10 protein-coding genes, 2 tRNA genes and 3 rRNA genes are annotated in these 18,714 nt (G+C 44.7%); 11 read left to right on the forward strand and 4 right to left on the reverse strand.

The features are described 5' to 3' along the window. Positions 1–29 precede the first annotated feature (29 nt). Positions 30–809: a T9SS type A sorting domain-containing protein gene (locus R8P61_02640; protein MDW3645941.1), complete on the reverse strand. Its 780-nt coding sequence runs from the start codon at positions 807–809 to the stop codon at positions 30–32. A 99-nt stretch (positions 810–908) separates the two neighbouring features. Further along, entirely contained in the window at positions 909–2,783 is a 1,875-nt protein-coding gene (locus R8P61_02645; protein ID MDW3645942.1) for a DUF3604 domain-containing protein, read from the reverse strand. Positions 2,784–2,993: 210 nt separating this feature from the next. On the opposite strand from R8P61_02645, the gene R8P61_02650 reads away from it, so the two are divergent. Genes R8P61_02650 through R8P61_02660 form a run of 3 tightly spaced genes read left to right on the forward strand, consistent with a single transcriptional unit; the run spans position 2,994 to position 5,653 of the window. Further along, positions 2,994–3,686 carry a hypothetical protein gene (locus R8P61_02650; GenBank protein MDW3645943.1) on the forward strand — a complete coding sequence of 231 codons (693 nt, stop codon included), beginning with the start codon at positions 2,994–2,996 and terminating at the stop codon, positions 3,684–3,686. Positions 3,687–3,707: 21 nt separating this feature from the next. Further along, positions 3,708–4,817: a helix-turn-helix domain-containing protein gene (locus R8P61_02655; protein ID MDW3645944.1), complete on the forward strand. Its 1,110-nt coding sequence runs from the start codon at positions 3,708–3,710 to the stop codon at positions 4,815–4,817. Further along, positions 4,817–5,653, forward strand: coding sequence for a DUF2911 domain-containing protein (locus R8P61_02660; GenBank protein MDW3645945.1), 837 nt, complete (start codon positions 4,817–4,819; stop codon positions 5,651–5,653). Before R8P61_02655 ends, R8P61_02660 begins: the two co-directional genes overlap by 1 nt. Positions 5,654–5,850: 197 nt before the next feature. On the opposite strand, the gene proS is transcribed toward R8P61_02660, so the two are convergent. Beyond that, positions 5,851–7,338, reverse strand: coding sequence for a proline--tRNA ligase (gene proS / locus R8P61_02665; protein MDW3645946.1), 1,488 nt, complete (start codon positions 7,336–7,338; stop codon positions 5,851–5,853). Between the two features lie 321 nt (positions 7,339–7,659). On the opposite strand from proS, the gene R8P61_02670 reads away from it, so the two are divergent. From R8P61_02670 to rrf, 8 genes are all read left to right on the forward strand, one after another. After that, the gene (locus R8P61_02670) at positions 7,660–8,904 is read left to right on the forward strand and encodes a hypothetical protein (GenBank protein ID MDW3645947.1); all 1,245 of its coding nucleotides are present in this window, start codon (positions 7,660–7,662) and stop codon (positions 8,902–8,904) included. 126 nt (positions 8,905–9,030) lie between these two features. Beyond that, on the forward strand, positions 9,031–10,629 hold the full coding sequence (locus R8P61_02675; protein ID MDW3645948.1) for a hypothetical protein: 1,599 nt from the start codon (positions 9,031–9,033) through the stop codon (positions 10,627–10,629). Positions 10,630–10,693: 64 nt separating this feature from the next. After that, on the forward strand, positions 10,694–10,951 hold the full coding sequence (locus R8P61_02680) for a hypothetical protein (protein MDW3645949.1): 258 nt from the start codon (positions 10,694–10,696) through the stop codon (positions 10,949–10,951). Between the two features lie 480 nt (positions 10,952–11,431). Next, positions 11,432–12,946: ribosomal RNA gene (locus tag R8P61_02685) — 16S ribosomal RNA — on the forward strand. A gap of 139 nt (positions 12,947–13,085) precedes the next feature. After that, positions 13,086–13,159 (forward strand) — tRNA-Ile (locus R8P61_02690). 60 nt (positions 13,160–13,219) lie between these two features. Then, positions 13,220–13,293, forward strand: a tRNA-Ala gene (locus R8P61_02695). A 216-nt stretch (positions 13,294–13,509) separates the two neighbouring features. Next, a 23S ribosomal RNA gene (locus R8P61_02700) occupies positions 13,510–16,363 on the forward strand. Positions 16,364–16,546: 183 nt separating this feature from the next. Further along, positions 16,547–16,658: ribosomal RNA gene (gene rrf, locus R8P61_02705) — 5S ribosomal RNA — on the forward strand. The 16S, 23S and 5S rRNA genes sit together here with 2 tRNA genes alongside, the layout of an rRNA operon. Positions 16,659–16,867: 209 nt before the next feature. Here rrf and R8P61_02710 read toward each other — a convergent pair. Further along, on the reverse strand, positions 16,868–18,679 hold the full coding sequence (locus R8P61_02710) for a zinc-dependent metalloprotease (GenBank protein ID MDW3645950.1): 1,812 nt from the start codon (positions 18,677–18,679) through the stop codon (positions 16,868–16,870). Positions 18,680–18,714 lie beyond the last annotated feature (35 nt).

An 18,714-nucleotide genomic window follows, 5' to 3' on the forward strand; every position in this document is an offset into this window, starting at 1 on the left:
TTTATAAGGAAAAATATTAGCTCAAGATCTTAATGACTCACCAACAATTTCTGCCTGAAGCTAGCATCTCCTACTTCCGCTACAACAATGTAGAGACCTGAGGCCAATTGAGCGGTAGGAATCCCAGCCGAAGGATCGTAGCTGTTTTGGGTATGTACCAGATTTCCATTCAGGTCAAACAATTGCACACGTGTAAAGCTTTCCACGATCTGATCCAAAAAAACCCTCTCGTTGGCTGGATTGGGATATACCTTCAAGGGAAATTCACCGCAAATACGGCGCGGCTGTGGAAGGAGTTCAGGAACCTCGCAATTGTAAAGTTTTTCCCAAACCTTGTCTTCCCTGACGGATTGCTCTCCTTCCGCAAAGAAGCCTTTAAACTTATTACCATTTTTTTTCAGCGGAAGATTGGTGAAATCATAGTCAGCGATCTTTACATAAGGACTTCTGTACTCACCCGCTTCCTCCCAGGCTGTTTCGGCAGTCTCTATAGGAGTCGCGTGAAAAAGAATCACATCACCTACATCCCCCATGAATTCAATCTCATAATCAAAAGGAATCCCGGTACAATTCCAGTCTTCTCTTTCAAAGACCTTAACCTCACATCTTTCCTCTGATCCTCGGTATACCTCATGAATCTCAATGATATAACCGCGGTCGATCTTTTTTATGATCTTTCCACTAGCGATCATGTAGAGTTTATATTCACTTACCTCACAAAATGAGACATCCCTCACCGCCAGTGAGCAGGAGAACGCCTGAATTGTATAGATAAGAATGAGTATGCTGAAAAGTAAAGTTTTCTTCATGGGATTGATCTTTCTCAAGAAACGGAAGCATACCAGGATATGCTGCATAGCGTCTTGAGTGCTTTCAAATTTTTGTGGTCTATCAGCTGAAAACTTCACCTACTTCGGCGAATACCAAATGGGACTGGACCAGGCACGCTCCTGAACAGTCAAAGCTTCGGTATCTGGATAAATTGTACCGTAGCGGATTTTATCCCAAAGGGTATAGCGGGCTGTTGGATTTTCTAATACACGGAGATAATAAAAAGCCTTTTGATTAGGATTAAATTCAGGATCAGTCCATACGATTTTTAATTCTACCGCCCCCTTCTCTTTGTCCCAGGCTCCCGTTTCCATATTCACTGTGGCTGAATTGGGCTGAGTGCTACCATCTGAATTCATAGTCCGACCGTCAGACATAACGACATTGAAAATCTTTTCCTGCACCTCTTCTCCATTATACCAGGCTTTGATCACTTGCACTCTATCCAAATTAGCGCCCTCAGGATCTTTGCTCGCCCAAATGATAAACTGAGGGGACTTCCCATCTCTAGGCGCAATATCGCTGCCCATCGCAACCCCTTTCGCATATCCTTCTTCTACCATTTGATCATAAGAGCCATAACTTTCGTCAAAATCATATCCCCCAAAAAAACGAACTTTTATTCTACCCCCACTGGTCGCATAGGTTTCTCTCCTTTTCATGGCATCGTAGATATCTCCTCGTGTATTAGCTTCGGCCCAAACGGCTACTAATCCTCCCGGATTTACTGCATCATATACTTTTTTACCCGAACCACTCTCCAAAATCCAATCCCTTGTCCTGCGAGTTTCATTACTGACATCCAGTAAAGCATGATTCCCAATAAATTCACTCCATTCGTCGGTATTGCCCGCAGTTCCATTGTGGGTATCAGTACTACCGATCATACCGAACTTAAAAGGATTTACACCAAATTCGGCTTCATAGGCCAGTCCTCTTTTAAGCGCATCTCGTACATAGCTCTTTTCTGAAGGAGGATCGAAGGCGTAGTTTTCGAAATTGGCGAATTCATCATTCTGCCAGAAGCGGGCATGCACTTCCGAATTTCCTTTTGCCTGATGCACTTCGACCAAAGGTTCATATTTGTTTTGAAGTTGGGCGGATTCAGGAGTTTTGTCGAGGAAGGTATGTCCGATCGATAAATTGGAATTATGCGGGATCGCCATTACGGTCGATCCTCCTGCGCTAAACTCTTCCAATGCTGCCCAGAGGGCATTTTCATCTTTGGCTTCGATGGCACTTACCGGATAATCCGGAACTCGCATATCTCTAAAGAAAATATTTCGGTGAATATGCTTTGCCGCAGCGCCCAGGGTCCATTCATAGGCTGCTAAAGTCGTAAACTCACCCGGCTTATAATGTCTCTCTGCAGATTCGAGGATGACTGACCATGCATTTTTGGTGGTTTCAAATCCCTTAAAGAAAGGAAGATGCGTCCTTTTTCCTTCCTGGACACTAGCTGCAGCACGATTGAACATCTCCCGCATCTTGACCGTATCCAGACCGATAGAGCGAAAATATATAGCCATTGCAGCATAATAACCCGGAGCATCTGAATGTTGAACCGAGTATAGTTCTCCCATGAACTCCGAATGATCCGTAACAGCAGCGAAATCCAGGGGTCGCTCAATCTTTACATTCATCCCGTAAATCTCAATTTCCTTTCCCTGAGCAAATTCATATGCCTCATCAGGCGTCGTGCTGGCTCCCCCGATATAGGCATCAAATGACATATTGGTATGTACATGGAGATCTCCCCAATACAGATTTCTTTGAGGATTTCTTTCGATGCTGCTTTCATCCAGATCTTTAGATAAAGTAGCACGATCTCTAACTGGATTATCGACCGGATCGAGTATAGGTCCTGCAGGCACAAGAACCCGATAGATGAAAAATCCAAGAATACCAATAAGTACTAGAAGGGAAAGTCCGATGATTGCTTTTCGGGACATGAGTAGTAGGCTTAAAATAGATGTGGCGTTCAAGGTAAGGAAAAATTTCCAATGCGAAAGAGAAGGAGATTTCATCTTTAAATACCCGAAATGCGTATAAAAAGGGTCTTTTGAGGTGCAAATACCGTAAGTGTACCCTTCTAGCCTCCTATTTTTTGTTGGAGTTTCAGGCAGCAGTTTACTTGCTGTCCAATCAACAAATACATTTATATGAAGCGAAGAAGTTTATTGATCTTATGGTTTATCCTTCCCTTCCTGCCGGTTCAGGCACAGGACCAGGCCAAAACATTTAGTTTCAAAAAAGGAGAAGTGATGGACCTCATTTACCTGAGTTCAAGGCCTGATAGCGAGCAACTTTTTGAGCACTACAAAAAGACCGCCTTTCCGATTGCTTTTGAGTACAGCTATCAACCGCAGAGAGGATTTGCGGTAAAGGAATTGACCCTGGGAATGAATCTGTCCAAAAGTTTGATCGTAGGAAAATGGGCAAACAAAGAAAAACGAGAAGGATTCCTGAATAATATTGTGAAAAGGGTTCCTGACTTTCACCAGCAAAGAAGAAAACTCTTTGAGGAATTTGCCCTGACTTATTATGTGATGCCTGAAGATTTGGAGTTTTCTGTAGAGGGCTCGAACTTTCATGTGGCGACTTCTTTCTGGCAAAAAGACCGGCCTACTTTTACTCGCTTTATCCGTACATGGAAAAAGGAAGTCCAAAAGGCCGGAGGGAAATTCTTGCTGGAATTGACAGAAGGGAATTCACCCACCGGTTACTATTTCAATCCAGAGCTATTTCTAATCATTGAGTGGCCTGATCGTGCAGCATTTGATGCATTTGCGAAGGCTCATCCCTTGTCAACGTATGAGGCCTTAAAGCATGTACATCAGGTAGTGATTCAGTAATTTTCCGTCAAAATCCTTTTTATGCAAGTCATCCTGGATCAATTGGTCTATTTCGCATTCTTCCAAAGCCTGCTTTTGCTGGGGATCTATCTTTTTTCTCCCGGAAAAAGGAAGCATATCCACGGAACCATGGCCTTTTTGATTTTGGTGCTCTTTGTAGGACTTTGTGGAAAGGTATTGCATACGGCAGGGGTTTGGGATAGAAATTTTAGGCTCATTCTTTTATCAGAGCTTTCGGCCTTACTTTTTGGTCCTTGCATTTATCTCTTTTCCCGCTTTGTCATTAGTCGAAAGGATTTTGAACAAAAGGATATCGTTCATTATATCCCGGGCATTGCCTATTCATTATTCATCCTGATCTATTTTGTTCTTCCTGGCGATGAGGTCCATAGATCGAGGATAGCAACAGGAGAGACGATGCGGGTGGTATATGCATGTCATGCTTTAGGATTAGTGGTGAATATTACCTATTGGTTTTTGAGCTGGCGAATGCTGCAGGAAGTGCGAATGAAAATGAGGGATGAACTTTCCTTTGAGTTGCATGTTCGCTTTCTCCGAAATTTCCTCTTGCTGATCGGAGCCGTTTTGTTCATCTGGACGATTTTATTCCTGACCAGTTTTATGGGGTTTGATATGCTGGAGCGGAATGCCCGTCCTTATATATGGACCATCCTGAGCCTGATCATTTTATTCATCACCTATTTCGGCATGGTTTCTCCTCAGGTTTTACGCATGCTGCCAGAAGCAGCTTTACCCAAATACAGCCAATCCAAATTGAGTAGAACGGATCTGGATCGCCTGAAAAAGGAGCTGGATGAATTGATGATCCAAAAGAAACCCTATCTGAATAGCAAATTGCTCAAAGCTGAGCTGGCAGAAATGCTGGGACTTAGCAATCCGGAACTTGCCCGCCTTCTCAATGAAAACATCGGCATGAATTTCTTTGAATACGTGAATTACTACCGCATTAAAGAATTCGTCGAGCTCGCAAAAAAGGAAGGATCAGAGCAGTTCACCTTTTTCGGTCTCGCCCAGGAGGCCGGCTTTAATTCCAAAAGCACCTTTAACAAATCTTTTAAAAAACTGATGGGAGTCTCTCCCTCGGTTTATTTCAATCAAGTCAATATCTAATGAAAACCTATATTTCTCTTTTTATCCTGTGCTTGCTTTCACTTATAGCAAGCGCCCAGCTACGCACGCCCAGTCTCAGTCCGGTTTCTACCGTGAAACAAAAGCTCGGATTGACGGAAATCGAAATTCAATACTCTCGACCCAGCGCAAGGGATCGCAGCATTTTCGCCACAGAAGGATTGATTCCTTTTGGAGAATTCTGGCGAGCCGGAGCCAATGCTGCAACGAAAATCAGTTTTTCTTCTGAAGTCAGGCTGGGAGGGGAAAGCCTGGAGGCCGGAAGCTACAGCATACTTATTAAACCCTTTGCTACTTATTGGGAGCTATATTTTTATGTGTATGAAAGCGGGGACTGGAATAGCTATGTGAAAAAGGAAGCGGATCTCATTTTAAAGTCTTCAGTCAATAAAAGCGATTCGTTTATAGAAAGCTTTGAAATTCATATTCAGGATCTGGACCTGCATACTGCCTCTTTGGTTTTTGAATGGGAAAATAGCAGGATAAAGGTTCCGCTGGAAGTAAATGATAAGGAGCGAGTTCTGGCCTCTATAGATAGAACGCTGTCCGGTCCGGGCTCTTTCGACTACTACAATGCAGCGGTTTATCTCCATGCCTCACATACGGATTTGGAAAAAGCCCTGCAATACATTCAGGAAGTTACCTCTTCGGATAAGGCTTTATTCTTTCAGGTGAGTCGGGAGGCGCAAATACTGAAAGACCTGAATCGAAAAGAGGAAGCTTTGCTTTCTGCAAAACGAGCCTTAGCACTCGCCCAAAAAGCCAACAATCAGGATTTCATCAGAATCAATGAACAACTAATTGAAACGCTTGAATAAGGCAGGTAAAAAAACTGTTCTTAATGTCTCTTAACAATGGGAAAACCCCTATTCGGATTTTGTCGAATAGGGGCTTCCTTCTTTTAAATTAGTAACCAAATGTTTGTCATGCCGAGCGAAGTCGAGGCAGCTCATGGGATTTACAGCTACGCATTGAGATCTCTCCCTAAGGTCGGGAAGACAATTTGCTGGATTGTTTAGTAAGCTTTCGCAAACAAAACTCTCTGCGTACTTGGCTTTCCACTATACACACAAACTCCCTCTTCCAAAGGATTGTCAACCGGAATACAACGAATGGTCGCTTTGGTTTCGTCCTGGATCTTTTCCTCTGTTTCTGTGGTCCCGTCCCAATGTGCATAGATGAATCCGGGGATATCATCATGGATGGCTGATTTGAACTCTTCCCAGCTATCAACATTGCGGGTTTTCTCTTCGCGGAAATCTTTGGCTTTGTTGTAAATACTTTCCTGAACGGTATCCAGCAAAGTTTTGATCTCCTGAGAGAAATTATCTGTAAGATCGACTACTTCTTTTGTTTGGGTATCGCGGCGAGCCACTTCGATTTTGTTATTGGCCAAATCGCGTGGTCCGATTGCCAATCTTATGGGTACACCTTTGAGCTCCCATTCGGCAAATTTCCATCCGGGCTTCTTGGTGTCATCATTATCGACTTTTACCCGTATGCCCAAAGATTTGAGAGAAGCCTGGATTTCATCCGCTTTCGTCAGCACCATTTCTTTCTCCTCATCCTTTCTATATATAGGCACGATCACCACCTGAACCGGCGCAAGCACTGGAGGCAATACCAATCCCGCATCATCTGAATGTGTCATAATGAGGGCTCCCATCAAACGGGTACTTACCCCCCAACTGGTGGCCCATACATATTCTTCTTTGTTGTCGCGGGTCGCATATTTTACATCGAAGGCTTTGGCAAAATTTTGTCCCAAAAAGTGAGAAGTCCCGGATTGAAGGGCTTTCCCATCCTGCATCAATGCTTCTATCGTAAAGGTTTCCAAAGCTCCCGCAAATCTTTCTCTTTCTGTCTTCGAACCTCTGATTACTGGAATGGCCAGGGTTTGCTCAGCGAAATCTCCATATACATTGAGCATCAGACGAGCCTCTGCCATGGCTTCTTCTTCTGTCGCATGAGCAGTGTGTCCTTCCTGCCAGAGAAATTCAGCCGTACGCAAGAACATACGTGTCCGCAATTCCCAGCGAACCACATTGGCCCACTGATTGACCAAAATGGGCAGATCTCTATAAGATTGTATCCAGTTTCTATAAGTACTCCAGATAATGGTCTCTGAAGTTGGGCGAACGATCAGCTCTTCTTCCAGTTTCGCTTCTGGATCAACTATTACTCCTTTTCCATCCGGATCGTTTTTTAGTCTGTAATGGGTAACGACCGCACATTCCTTGGCAAATCCTTCTACATGATCGGCCTCTTTACTCAAAAAGCTTTTCGGGATAAATAGCGGGAAATAAGCGTTTACATGCCCGGTCTCCTTGAACATATCGTCCAGGATGCGCTGCATACGTTCCCAAATGGCATAGCCATAAGGTTTGATCACCATACATCCCCTCACATCCGAATTTTCAGCAAGGTCCGCCTTTTTTACGAGCTCATTGTACCATTCAGAATAATTTTCCGCTCTGCTGGTAAGCTTGTTTCCTTTAGCCATTGTTTTGATTGATTTAGGCACAGACAGATCATTTTCTTTGCAGGCTGCCTGTGATGATTCGAGGGGCAAAAATAATCGGAGGGCGTAGCAAAACAAAATTGAGCCTAAATTCCTTAAGATATTAGTAAGCGGACAAGAAAACTAAATGATGGTTTATCACGTTTGCTAAGTAAAGCGACACGCTTTTACAAGATCTTAGGTGAATTTTTGATTTATGCAGTATATTAGGTAAGGATTATTGCATGACCTGCAAGAAAAAATCCGTCCTAATTGTGTATATTTGAGAACACTGATAGAATGAATAGAAATAATTACCTTAATATGAAGCCGATAAAATTCACACTTTTTGCAGCTTTCGCCATCTTGGTTGCAAGTTGTGCCGGGCCTCGTTATGCTTCTACAACTGAGTATGATGATGTCTACTACTCCAAAAGTGATAATACAGAAGCGGTAGTTAAGGAATCTGCACAACCTGCAGAGGACTATACTTATCAAAGAACTACAAGAGTTGATGATTATACGGATGCCTATTATGACGAAGATGACTTTTACTTCTCTCGTCGCCTGAGAAGGTTCAATGAACCTGCAAGAGGAAACTGGCGTTATTATGATCCTTATTTTTCCAATGACCTTTATTTCGTTCTAGGTACTTCTTCATGGAATAGCTGGAATTCTTATGGATGGTATAATTGGAATAACCCAAGGTTTGGAGCATTCTCTCCTTACAATAACTCTTTGGCATTCGGTTATGATCCTTTCTTCAGAGCCAATCCTTTTTACAGAAACTCTTTCAACTATTATAATCCCTGGGTAGGTAGCTACTATGGCTATGGCGCAGGATTTGGTGGTTTCTACGGACGTTCCTTTGGTGGATTTGGTGGAGGATTCGGTGGCTTCGGAGGATTTGGTGGTGCAGGATTTGGTTCCAGTGCTTATTATTGTCCTCCTATAGCAGGAGGTGGATTCTTCAACAGATTTGGAGGAAACAATAGAACAAATACCGTATTTAATACGCGTAGAAGAGGAAGTACTTCTTCAACTACTTCCAATACTTCTTATACTCCGCGTACAAGCAGAAATTCTTCTACAAGAACAACTTCTTCCAGTAATGGTACCGTTCGTCGTCCTGGTCGTAGCACCAGCAGAACGACTGCCAGTTCCAGAACTACAGGAAGTACGGATTACCTGTCTCCTCGTTCAAATACTGCTACAAGCAGAACGAATGGACGTAGTGTAAACAGAAACAGAACTACCACAGGAACCAGAACTTATACAAGTCCTTCTTCCAGAAATGGAGTTAATAATGGCAGAAGAAGCCGTGTTAATACAAACAGAAGCACTAATTCTCGCGACTTCAATCGTTCTACCAGAACTAATAGAACCTACACGAACCCAGGTAGCAGATCTACTTCAAGACCTTCTTACTCTGCTCCAAGAAGTGGTTCAAGAAGCGGTTCTATGAACAGAAGCACGAGCAGACCTTCTTCTTCAGGTAGAAGCGTAAGTCGTCCTTCTTCCAGCAGCAGATCTTCTGGATCTTCTAGCAGCCGCAGAAGGAACAATTAATAAATGAAAAGACACTAATTTTCATTAGGGCGGGTATTTACCTGCCCTATTTTTTATCTTAGACTTATATTTATTGCTGCAAATGCGGATCCTTATTCGGATCCCTAAACATCGACTCTAGCTAAAATGAAGATATTCCGATCCTTGTTTCTAAGCCTTCTAATTACTTCAGGCTTTTATTCTCTCAATGGACAAAATGAAATGGATGCACTTAGGCATTCATATTATGGAATTACCGGTACGGCCCGTTCTCAGGGGATGGGAGGTGCTTTCTCCGCTGTAGGTGCTGATATGAGTGCAGCTACCTTAAATCCGGCGGGACTGGGCCTTTACAGGAGTTCCAGCTTTACCATCTCGCCAGGATTTGCCAGTACACGTACGGAAAGTGATTTTTTCAATCAAACGGCGGATGAAACCCTGACAAGTTTCTATGCTCCTAATATGGGGGTAGTCTTTCATGGGAAAAGCTATTATAATAATGGGAGAAGACGGGAAGAAAAAACCTATGGGCTCAAGTCTTTTGCCTTTGGTTTTGGATTCAATCAATTAGAACGCTACGATCGGAGAATAAATGTGCAGGCTTTCAATACGGAAAGCTCTATCACAGATATGTTTGCAGAACGTGCAAACAGTAGAAATGCAGAGCCTGATTTTTTGCCTGCAGATTCGTATGAAGCCTTAGCTTATGATGCCTTTGCTATTGACCTTTTAGCTAATTCAGCTACGCAGTATTTTCCTGCAGTTAATGGAGGAGATATTCAGCAAACCCTCAACTTTCGCGAAGAAGGTTATCGCAATGAGTGGTTCGTTTCTTTGGCAGGCAATATAGATGACTTTATTTACCTCGGCTTTACGCTGGGTTTCCAGACTGTTCGATATGAACAAAGCCTGTATTTCGAAGAAAATGATGTAGATAATCTGCATGAGTTTTTCGAAAATGATCCCAATTCTAATTTCCCCTTAGAGACTCCTATGAATCAGATTCGTTTTGATGACGAATTTTCCACGCGTGGATCTGGGGTAAATGGACAATTAGGGATTATTATCAGGCCGGCAGATCCATTACGCATAGGGATTTCCGTTAAAAGTCCTACCTACTTCAATTTAAGAGATCAGTTCAGTACGACCATAGGTCAGAACTTTACCATAGAACTAGACAATGGCCAATTGGCTGAGCAGGATGAATCTTTTTCTTCTACGCCTGGTGAGTTCCGTTATTCTCTCAATACACCTTTCCGTGCTACGGCTGGAATTATGTATCTTTTTGGGAAGAATGGCTTTATCAGTGCGGATGTTGATTTTACAGATTATAGTGCTGCTCAACTGGATTCTGATGTGGATGATTTCTTCGTGGAAAATAATCGCATAGAAAACCTTTTCAGACAAACCATCAACTATAGAGTAGGAGGGGAGTATAGAGTGGGGATCTTGCGTGTAAGAGCCGGAGCAGCTCTCTATGGAGATCCTTTGGAGGAAGAGGCAAAACAGTACCTCTCAGCCCAGGATTTTACGACAATAGAGCAAATTTCAGCCGAAAGGAAAATATTTACCCTGGGCCTGGGAATCAGGCAACCGAATTATTTCTTCGACGTTTCTTTTATAAATCAGCTACAAGAGGACAAATTTAATCCCTATACAGTAGCCGCTACAGAAATTTTTTCACCTACTGCAGCGAATTCATTAAATAGAACGTCTGTATTAATGACCCTGGGTTTTAACTTCTAAAGATACTACATGGAGCACGGATACCTTTTTTAGTATTAGTAAGAATGCAATAAAAGAGGAAGCTATGACCAATCCGATTCATCAGATCATTTCTGACGAGCTGTACAGCACGCTCGTCGAGTTAAATCTGTTAAACCAAAAAGTGCTCCGTGATTTTCAAATCAAACGTGCATATCAAAAATTGAGGGACGAGGGTATGCGTTCGGCAGATGCCATTGACGCTATCCTGGAAGAATATCCCTATTTGCAGTTTGATACCATCCGTAAAATCATATATAGTGTCAAACTACCCGAAGAACTCCAGGCCAGTTTTTGTGCCTGATGAGCCTTCTGTATGATTTCCTGCATTTCACTAATTTCCTCCAAATAGTTGGAGGTCAGGGAACTAGTTTTCCCTAAATTTTTGTATCCCCAAGAAATTGAAAAATATTCCTGAAAAGCTTAATGGTAAATTAGGCTAGGGAATATTTTTTTATTAATTTTGATGCCCTTTTGGGAGTTCTCACACATATATATTCAAGCCGAAAAAAATAAATCAAAACTTTTTTTAATTTTTTTCACTTAGGATTTGGATAATAAAAATAAGAGCTCGATATTTGCACTCGCTTTCGGAAAAACGATAGAGGAAAGAGGGAAAAAAGCGGAGAGAAAGCGAGCTAAAAAAGACATTATCTAAGGAGAAGCGGGGTCTTGATATTGAGGGAAAAAGATAGATAAGAGTTATTTGACATGATGTAAAATATAGGACCGCATATAAGCAATTAGGCTTATATACGGTTGGTTTCTTGAATCAGAAGATTTAACTATGGAGAGTTTGATCCTGGCTCAGGACGAACGCTAGCGGCAGGCCTAATACATGCAAGTCGAACGGTAAGGTCTCTTCGGAGATACACGAGTGGCGCACGGGTGCGTAACACGTATGCAACCTACCCTTTAGCGGAGGATAGTCATTGGAAACGATGAATAATACTCCATGTTATCATAATACCGCATGGTATAATGATCAAAGCTCCGGCGCTAAAGGATGGGCATGCGCCCCATTAGCTAGTTGGTGAAGTAATGGTTCACCAAGGCAACGATGGGTAGCTGGTCTGAGAGGATGATCAGCCACACGGGCACTGAGACACGGGCCCGACTCCTACGGGAGGCAGCAGTAAGGAATATTGGTCAATGGGGGCAACCCTGAACCAGCCATGCCGCGTGCAGGACGACGGCCCTCTGGGTTGTAAACTGCTTTTATCTGGGAATAATTCGCTCCTATACGGAGTTTTGTAGGTACCAGAAGAATAAGCACCGGCTAACTACGTGCCAGCAGCCGCGGTAATACGTAGGGTGCAAGCGTTGTCCGGATTTATTGGGTTTAAAGGGTGCGCAGGCGGCTTTTTAAGTTAGTGGTGAAAGCGTCCAGCTTAACTGGATACCCGCCATTGATACTGGAAAGCTTGAGTCCGTCTGAGGAGATTAGAATGCGTGGTGTAGCGGTGAAATGCATAGATATCACGCAGAATACCGATTGCGAAGGCAGATCTCTAAGGCGGAACTGACGCTGAGGCACGAAAGCGTGGGTAGCGAACAGGATTAGATACCCTGGTAGTCCACGCTGTAAACGATGATCACTAGATGTTCGGACTTCGGTCTGAGTGTCCAAGCGAAAGCGATAAGTGATCCACCTGGGGAGTACGTTCGCAAGAATGAAACTCAAAGGAATTGACGGGGGCCCGCACAAGCGGTGGAGCATGTGGTTTAATTCGATGATACGCGAGGAACCTTACCTGGGCTACAATGCCTCTGACAGATTGTGAAAGCAGTTTTTCCTTCGGGACAGAGTGCAAGGTGCTGCATGGTTGTCGTCAGCTCGTGCCGTGAGGTGTTGGGTTAAGTCCCGCAACGAGCGCAACCCCTATCGTTAGTTGCCAGCAGGTTAAGCTGGGGACTCTAACGAGACTGCCTCCGCAAGGAGTGAGGAAGGCGGGGATGACGTCAAATCATCATGGCCCTTACGCCCAGGGCGACACACGTGCTACAATGGACGGTACAACGGGTAGCGAACTTGCGAAAGCCAGCCAATCCCAAAAAGCCGTTCTCAGTTCGGATTGGAGTCTGCAACTCGACTCCATGAAGTCGGAATCGCTAGTAATCGCGGATCAGCCATGCCGCGGTGAATACGTTCCCGGGCCTTGTACACACCGCCCGTCAAGCCATGGAAGCCGGGGGTACCTGAAGTCGATGTCAAAACTCGCCTAGGGTAAAACTGGTAACTGGGGCTAAGTCGTAACAAGGTAGCCGTACCGGAAGGTGCGGCTGGATTACCTCCTTTCTAGAGAGTTTGCATCGAGAGATGCAGATCAAACAAAACGTCAGCGTGTGCTGACACATAAAATTACCTGGTTTAGTTTCTAACCGAGGTTCTATATTTTACTTATGTTATTAAGAGTCAAGAAGGACAAGGATAACACGGGCTTGTAGCTCAGGTGGTTAGAGCGCTACACTGATAATGTAGAGGTCCGTGGTTCGAGTCCACGCAGGCCCACGAATCAGCCGCGGGAAAAGAGGGAATACCAAAGAGAAGAGAGAGCGGTAAGTTATTCGAGGGGGATTAGCTCAGTTGGCTAGAGCACCTGCTTTGCAAGCAGGGGGTCGCCGGTTCGAATCCGGCATTCTCCACAAAAAGACTCTTAATAAAAAGTATCAGCCTATAAGCAAGAGACGACCGGATTTTTGTGTCCCGGCCCTTTTGTAGATGATGCTTAAGCTTGTTAGGAGCGCGAAGATATTTGACATGTTGAAAGGAAGACACAGTAGCGAGAAAAGTAAAAGACGGACTTTATACGTGCGTATAAAAGAAGTCAAATAACAATTTTACTTGCAGCAATTCTTAGGAAGAAAAAAAAGAAGGATACACGGGGAATGCCTAGGCATCTAAAGGCGATGAAGGACGTGGCAAGCTGCGATAAGCTCCGGGTAGAGGCAAGCACTCCAAGATCCGGAGATTTCCGAATGGGGCAACCCAATAATCTCGAAAGAGAGGCTAACCCAGGGAACTGAAACATCTAAGTACCTGGAGGAAGAGAAAACAATAGTGATTCCCTAAGTAGTGGCGAGCGAACGGGGAATAGCCCAAACCATGGCTGTTAAGGCAGCTATGGGGTTGTAGGACCACATAATGAGAATCTGATCGAAGTCGAAGACTGTTGGAAAGCAGCACCGTAGCGGGTGATAGTCCCGTAGGCGTAATTGAAGTAGTATCAGGTGGTATCCTGAGTAGGGCGAGGCCGGTGAAACCTTGTCTGAATCTGGCGGCACCATCCGCCAAGGCTAAATACTCTTAGATGACCGATAGTGAACAAGTACCGTGAGGGAAAGGTGAAAAGTACCCTGCATAAGGGAGTGAAAAAGTACCTGAAACCGTGTATCTACAAACGGTCGGAGCCACTTAGTGTGGTAACGGCGTGCCTTTTGCATAATGAGCCTACGAGTTGCTCCTCAGTAGCAAGGTTAAGGTATTCAGTACCGAAGCCGCAGCGAAAGCGAGTGCGAATAGCGCGTATAGTTACTGGGGGCAGACGCGAAACCCGGTGATCTACCCATGGGCAGGATGAAGTCCCTGTAACAGGGGATGGAGGTCCGAACCAGTTGACGTTGAAAAGTCTTTGGATGACCTGTGGGTAGGGGTGAAAGGCCAATCAAACCGGGAGATAGCTCGTACTCCCCGAAATGTTTTTTGGAACAGCGTCGCGGTGAGTCTTATGGAGGTAGAGCTACTGATAGGGCTAGGGGGAGTCACATCCTACCAAACTCTGATAAACTCCGAATGCCATAAGATATACGCGGCAGTGAGGGCTAGGGTGCTAAGGTCCTGGTCCGAAAGGGAAAGAACCCAGACCATCAGCTAAGGTCCCTAAATGTATGTTAAGTTGAACTAACGAGGTTTGAGCGCTAAGACAGCTAGGATGTTGGCTTGGAAGCAGCCATTCATTTAAAGAGTGCGTAACAGCTCACTAGTCGAGCGCTTGAGCGTGGATAATAATCGGGCATCAAACATACTACCGAAGCTATGGATTTGCAGTTTACTGCAAGTGGTAGGGGAGCATTCTATGTGCGCGGAAGTTGGGGCGTGAGCCCTGGTGGAGCGCATAGAAAAGCAAATGTAGGCATAAGTAACGATAAAAGAGGTGAGAAACCTCTTCACCGAAAGACTAAGGTTTCCTATTCAATGCTAATCAGAATAGGGTTAGTCGGGACCTAAGGCGAACCCGAAAGGGGTAGTCGATGGCAAATCGGTTAATATTCCGATACTCATTTACACTGCGATGGGGTGACGCAGGCTTGAAACCACCGCGTGCTGACGGAATAGCACGTTAAAGGGTGTAGATATAGGGACGGTAGGCAAATCCGCCGACCCTGTCGAACCTGACAGTACTACAAGACTACGGTTGCGTAGAAAGTGTGGGTAAAGACTGCCGAGAAAATCCTCTAAGCTTCAGGTGTAAAAGACCCGTACCGTAAACCGACACAGGTAGTCGGGGTGAGAATCCTAAGGTGCTCGAGTGATCCGTGGCTAAGGAACTAGGCAAATTAGTCCTGTAACTTCGGGAGAAGGGACGCCCCTTTCGGGGGGCCGCAGAGAAATGGCCCAGGCGACTGTTTATCAAAAACACAGGGCTTTGCAAAGTCGAAAGACGCAGTATAAGGCCTGACACCTGCCCGGTGCTGGAAGGTTAAAAGGAGGGGTGCAAGCTCTGAATTGAAGCCCCAGTAAACGGCGGCCGTAACTATAACGGTCCTAAGGTAGCGAAATTCCTTGTCGGGTAAGTTCCGACCTGCACGAATGGTGCAACGATCTGGGCACTGTCTCGGCCACGAGCTCGGTGAAATTGTAGTTCCGGTGAAGATGCCGGATACCCGCTACGGGACGAAAAGACCCCGTGAACCTTTACTACAGCTTCACATTGACAATGGTTAAAGGATGTGTAGGATAGGTGGGAGGCTATGAACCGGGCACGCCAGTGTTCGGGGAGCCGTTGTTGAAATACCACCCTTTCTTTAATAGTTGCCTAACTTCTACGGAAGGACATTGTGTGGTGGGTAGTTTGACTGGGGTGGTCGCCTCCAAAAGTGTAACGGAGGCTTCCAAAGGTACACTCAGTATGGTTGGTAATCATACGTAGAGCGCAATAGCAGAAGTGTGCTTGACTGAGAGACAGACAAGTCGACCAGGAACGAAAGTTGGGTATAGTGATCCGGCGGTTCTGTATGGAAGGGCCGTCGCTCAAAGGATAAAAGGTACTCCGGGGATAACAGGCTGATCTCCCCCAAGAGCTCATATCGACGGGGAGGTTTGGCACCTCGATGTCGGCTCGTCACATCCTGGGGCTGGAGAAGGTCCCAAGGGTTGGGCTGTTCGCCCATTAAAGTGGCACGCGAGCTGGGTTCAGAACGTCGTGAGACAGTTCGGTCTCTATCTGTAGCGGGCGTAGGAAAATTGAATGGAGCTGACTCTAGTACGAGAGGACCGAGTTGGACTGACCGCTAGTGTACCTGTTGTGACGCCAGTTGCATTGCAGGGTAGCTATGTCGGGAAGGGATAAGCGCTGAAAGCATCTAAGCGCGAAGCCCACCATGAGATGAATTTTCCCTTGAGGGTCGTAGAAGATGACTACGTTGATAGGCGGTAAGTGTACGCATGGTAACATGTTCAGCTGAGCCGTACTAATTACCCGATAGATTTTCTTCCAGTGTTCCTACTCTTCGGAGTGGAATACTTCTACAAGATTGCTATTGCTACTGTGTTCTTCCTTCGACAAGTCAATAAGAACCAGACTTGTAAGACTGATGACAAAGGTTCGGGACTGCGAAAGCAGAGGGACTTTGACAAAAGAAGATCGAAAAATCTGAAAACAGCTTACAAGTACAAAGAATTGGTGTCCATAGCGCAGGGGTCCACCTCTTCCCATCCCGAACAGAGAAGTTAAGCCCTGCCACGCCGATGGTACTGCGGTAGAACGCGGAAGAGTAGGTAGACGCCTCCCTTTATAAGATACAAGCCCTCAGTGAAAGCTGAGGGCTTTGTCGTTTTAGAACTTTAGGGAAAAGAAAGAGAGAAATAGAAGATCGTAGCAGTAGGGACAGATTATAATCTGTCCCTACTACTAAATACAAAGGGCAGCTAATAAGCTGCCCTTTTCAATTATATATCAGGTACGATTACAGAATAATATTCAGAAGTACATCCATTCGCTTACCTCACCCACAATTTCCCCATCTCCTGATCAATGAGTGAACGGATAGAATAGAAATACATGCCGGGATTTAATTCTTCAGTATTCAACTCAAATCTATGATCCCCGGTTTTGAGCTCTCCCTTATAAAGTTTTCTCACCAGTTGCCCATTGATATCCATGATATCAATTTGGTACTCAGAACTGCGATACAGAATAAACTCCAGCGTAGTGAGTCCTTCTGAGGGATTGGGATAAGCCCGATGATAGACTTGTTCTTCTTTGCCTATTTCGACTTCTTTGATCGAACTATAAGCGAAAGTACCATCGTGATCGATTTGCTTTAACCTCAGGTAATGAACACCTGGGAAAGCATGACGAACTTTAAAAGAATAAGATTGAACCTCCGTAGAGTTTCCTTTCCCTGCTATAAAACCTAATTTTTGAAAGTCCTTAGCTGAATCTGAACGAATTTCAATTTCAAATCCGCTATTATTGATCTCCTGAGCTGTTGCCCAGTTCAGGGATATCTCCTGATCTTTGGCTTCTACCTGCCAGTCCTGGTAGATGACAGGGAATGAAACCAATTGATCACTCATTCCCGATACCAGGCAAGAAGAACGTGTCAAGGCAAAAGCATTATTACTGGGCTGCGAGTTTCCTATCGATACGCCCATAGGATCCCCATTGTAGTCCTGATCTGGATTGGACCAATAAGGAATCCTACTGCAATAAAAGCCAAAGGCATCACTACAATTATCATTATAGGCCATGACAGTACGCCAACGCTTATTATTGGCTGCCTGGGCATTTTGATTTACATATCCATGATGATGGCTACAGGGGCGAGTTGAACTACTCACATAATAATCGTGATGCAATCCCATATTATGTCCACACTCATGAGCAAGAGTAAGGTTGCCTGTCATGCAGTTTACTCCTGTGATGCTGAAGCCTGAACTCGCATCAAAATAGGTCTTACTGTTTGGGACATAGCCGATTCCGCAATAGCTGGATGAAGAAATCATCGCCACTAGATCTGCCCGGTGGATATAGCGCAATTGATGTACATTATCGCCTTTTCCATCCGTCTGAGACCTCAATGCACCCAGATCGGTACTTGAACTTCCAGATTCGGTGAAGTTTATCTCTTCAGTATGGACTAGGTTGTAATCATGTGGAACGCCACTGTTATCATTCACCGTATTCATTTCGGATACTGCGCTGGCGATGGCAGCTTCGATAGCTGCCTGGCCTCCCATTTCATCCTTGGCAGCGGGCGTATATACAATCAGTATATCTATGGTAGCCGCAGGGCAAGAATAACTTTGTTCGCAAATGCCTTCATCCCCTTCTATTTCATCCGCTGCCTCCAAAATGACCTGATCCTCTTCATCCAGGGGGATATTTGAGGGTTCAATCTCATAAATGGCGTAAACAGAAGAACCTTTGTAAATAAGTTGAAAGCTCCGCATGTCGGCGTCTACTATTTTTCCATAGTAAATTCCTTCCTGTTCTGAGATGATCACATAAGCGGCATCATCACCCGGTACATGCCCCTTCCATGTTTTTCTTTCCTCCCCCAGATCGATTTCCTCTACATAAGAAAGGACCTCAGTATCTGGAAAAAGGGAAAGACTCAACTGGGGACCCATGGTCCAGTCTTTCAGGCTTACATAACGTTTTCTCAGGATTTCGGGTCTGGAATCATCGGAACTCACATCCAAATCATAAGCGGATGGATCTACAGGGTCTCCGATTAATTGGGCTTGGGTTTGGAGGGGGAATAATAGAATACAGGCAAGTACAAGTAAAGAACCTAAATATTTCAAAAGATCGAATGCTTTATTTAGTGAGCATTATTCAG

Source organism: Bacteroidia bacterium (assembly GCA_033391075.1).
Lineage (GTDB): Bacteria > Bacteroidota > Bacteroidia > J057 > J057 > JAWPMV01.

Coding starts and splice junctions, on each gene's coding strand:
- R8P61_02670 (MDW3645947.1), top strand. CDS start 7,660: ATGAAGCCGATAAAATTCACACTTTTTGCAGCTTTCGCCATCTTGGTT.
- proS (MDW3645946.1), bottom strand. CDS start 7,338: ATGGCTAAAGGAAACAAGCTTACCAGCAGAGCGGAAAATTATTCTGAA.
- R8P61_02680 (MDW3645949.1), top strand. CDS start 10,694: ATGACCAATCCGATTCATCAGATCATTTCTGACGAGCTGTACAGCACG.
- R8P61_02650 (MDW3645943.1), top strand. CDS start 2,994: ATGAAGCGAAGAAGTTTATTGATCTTATGGTTTATCCTTCCCTTCCTG.
- R8P61_02640 (MDW3645941.1), bottom strand. CDS start 809: ATGAAGAAAACTTTACTTTTCAGCATACTCATTCTTATCTATACAATT.
- R8P61_02645 (MDW3645942.1), bottom strand. CDS start 2,783: ATGTCCCGAAAAGCAATCATCGGACTTTCCCTTCTAGTACTTATTGGT.
- R8P61_02660 (MDW3645945.1), top strand. CDS start 4,817: ATGAAAACCTATATTTCTCTTTTTATCCTGTGCTTGCTTTCACTTATA.
- R8P61_02675 (MDW3645948.1), top strand. CDS start 9,031: ATGAAGATATTCCGATCCTTGTTTCTAAGCCTTCTAATTACTTCAGGC.
- R8P61_02655 (MDW3645944.1), top strand. CDS start 3,708: ATGCAAGTCATCCTGGATCAATTGGTCTATTTCGCATTCTTCCAAAGC.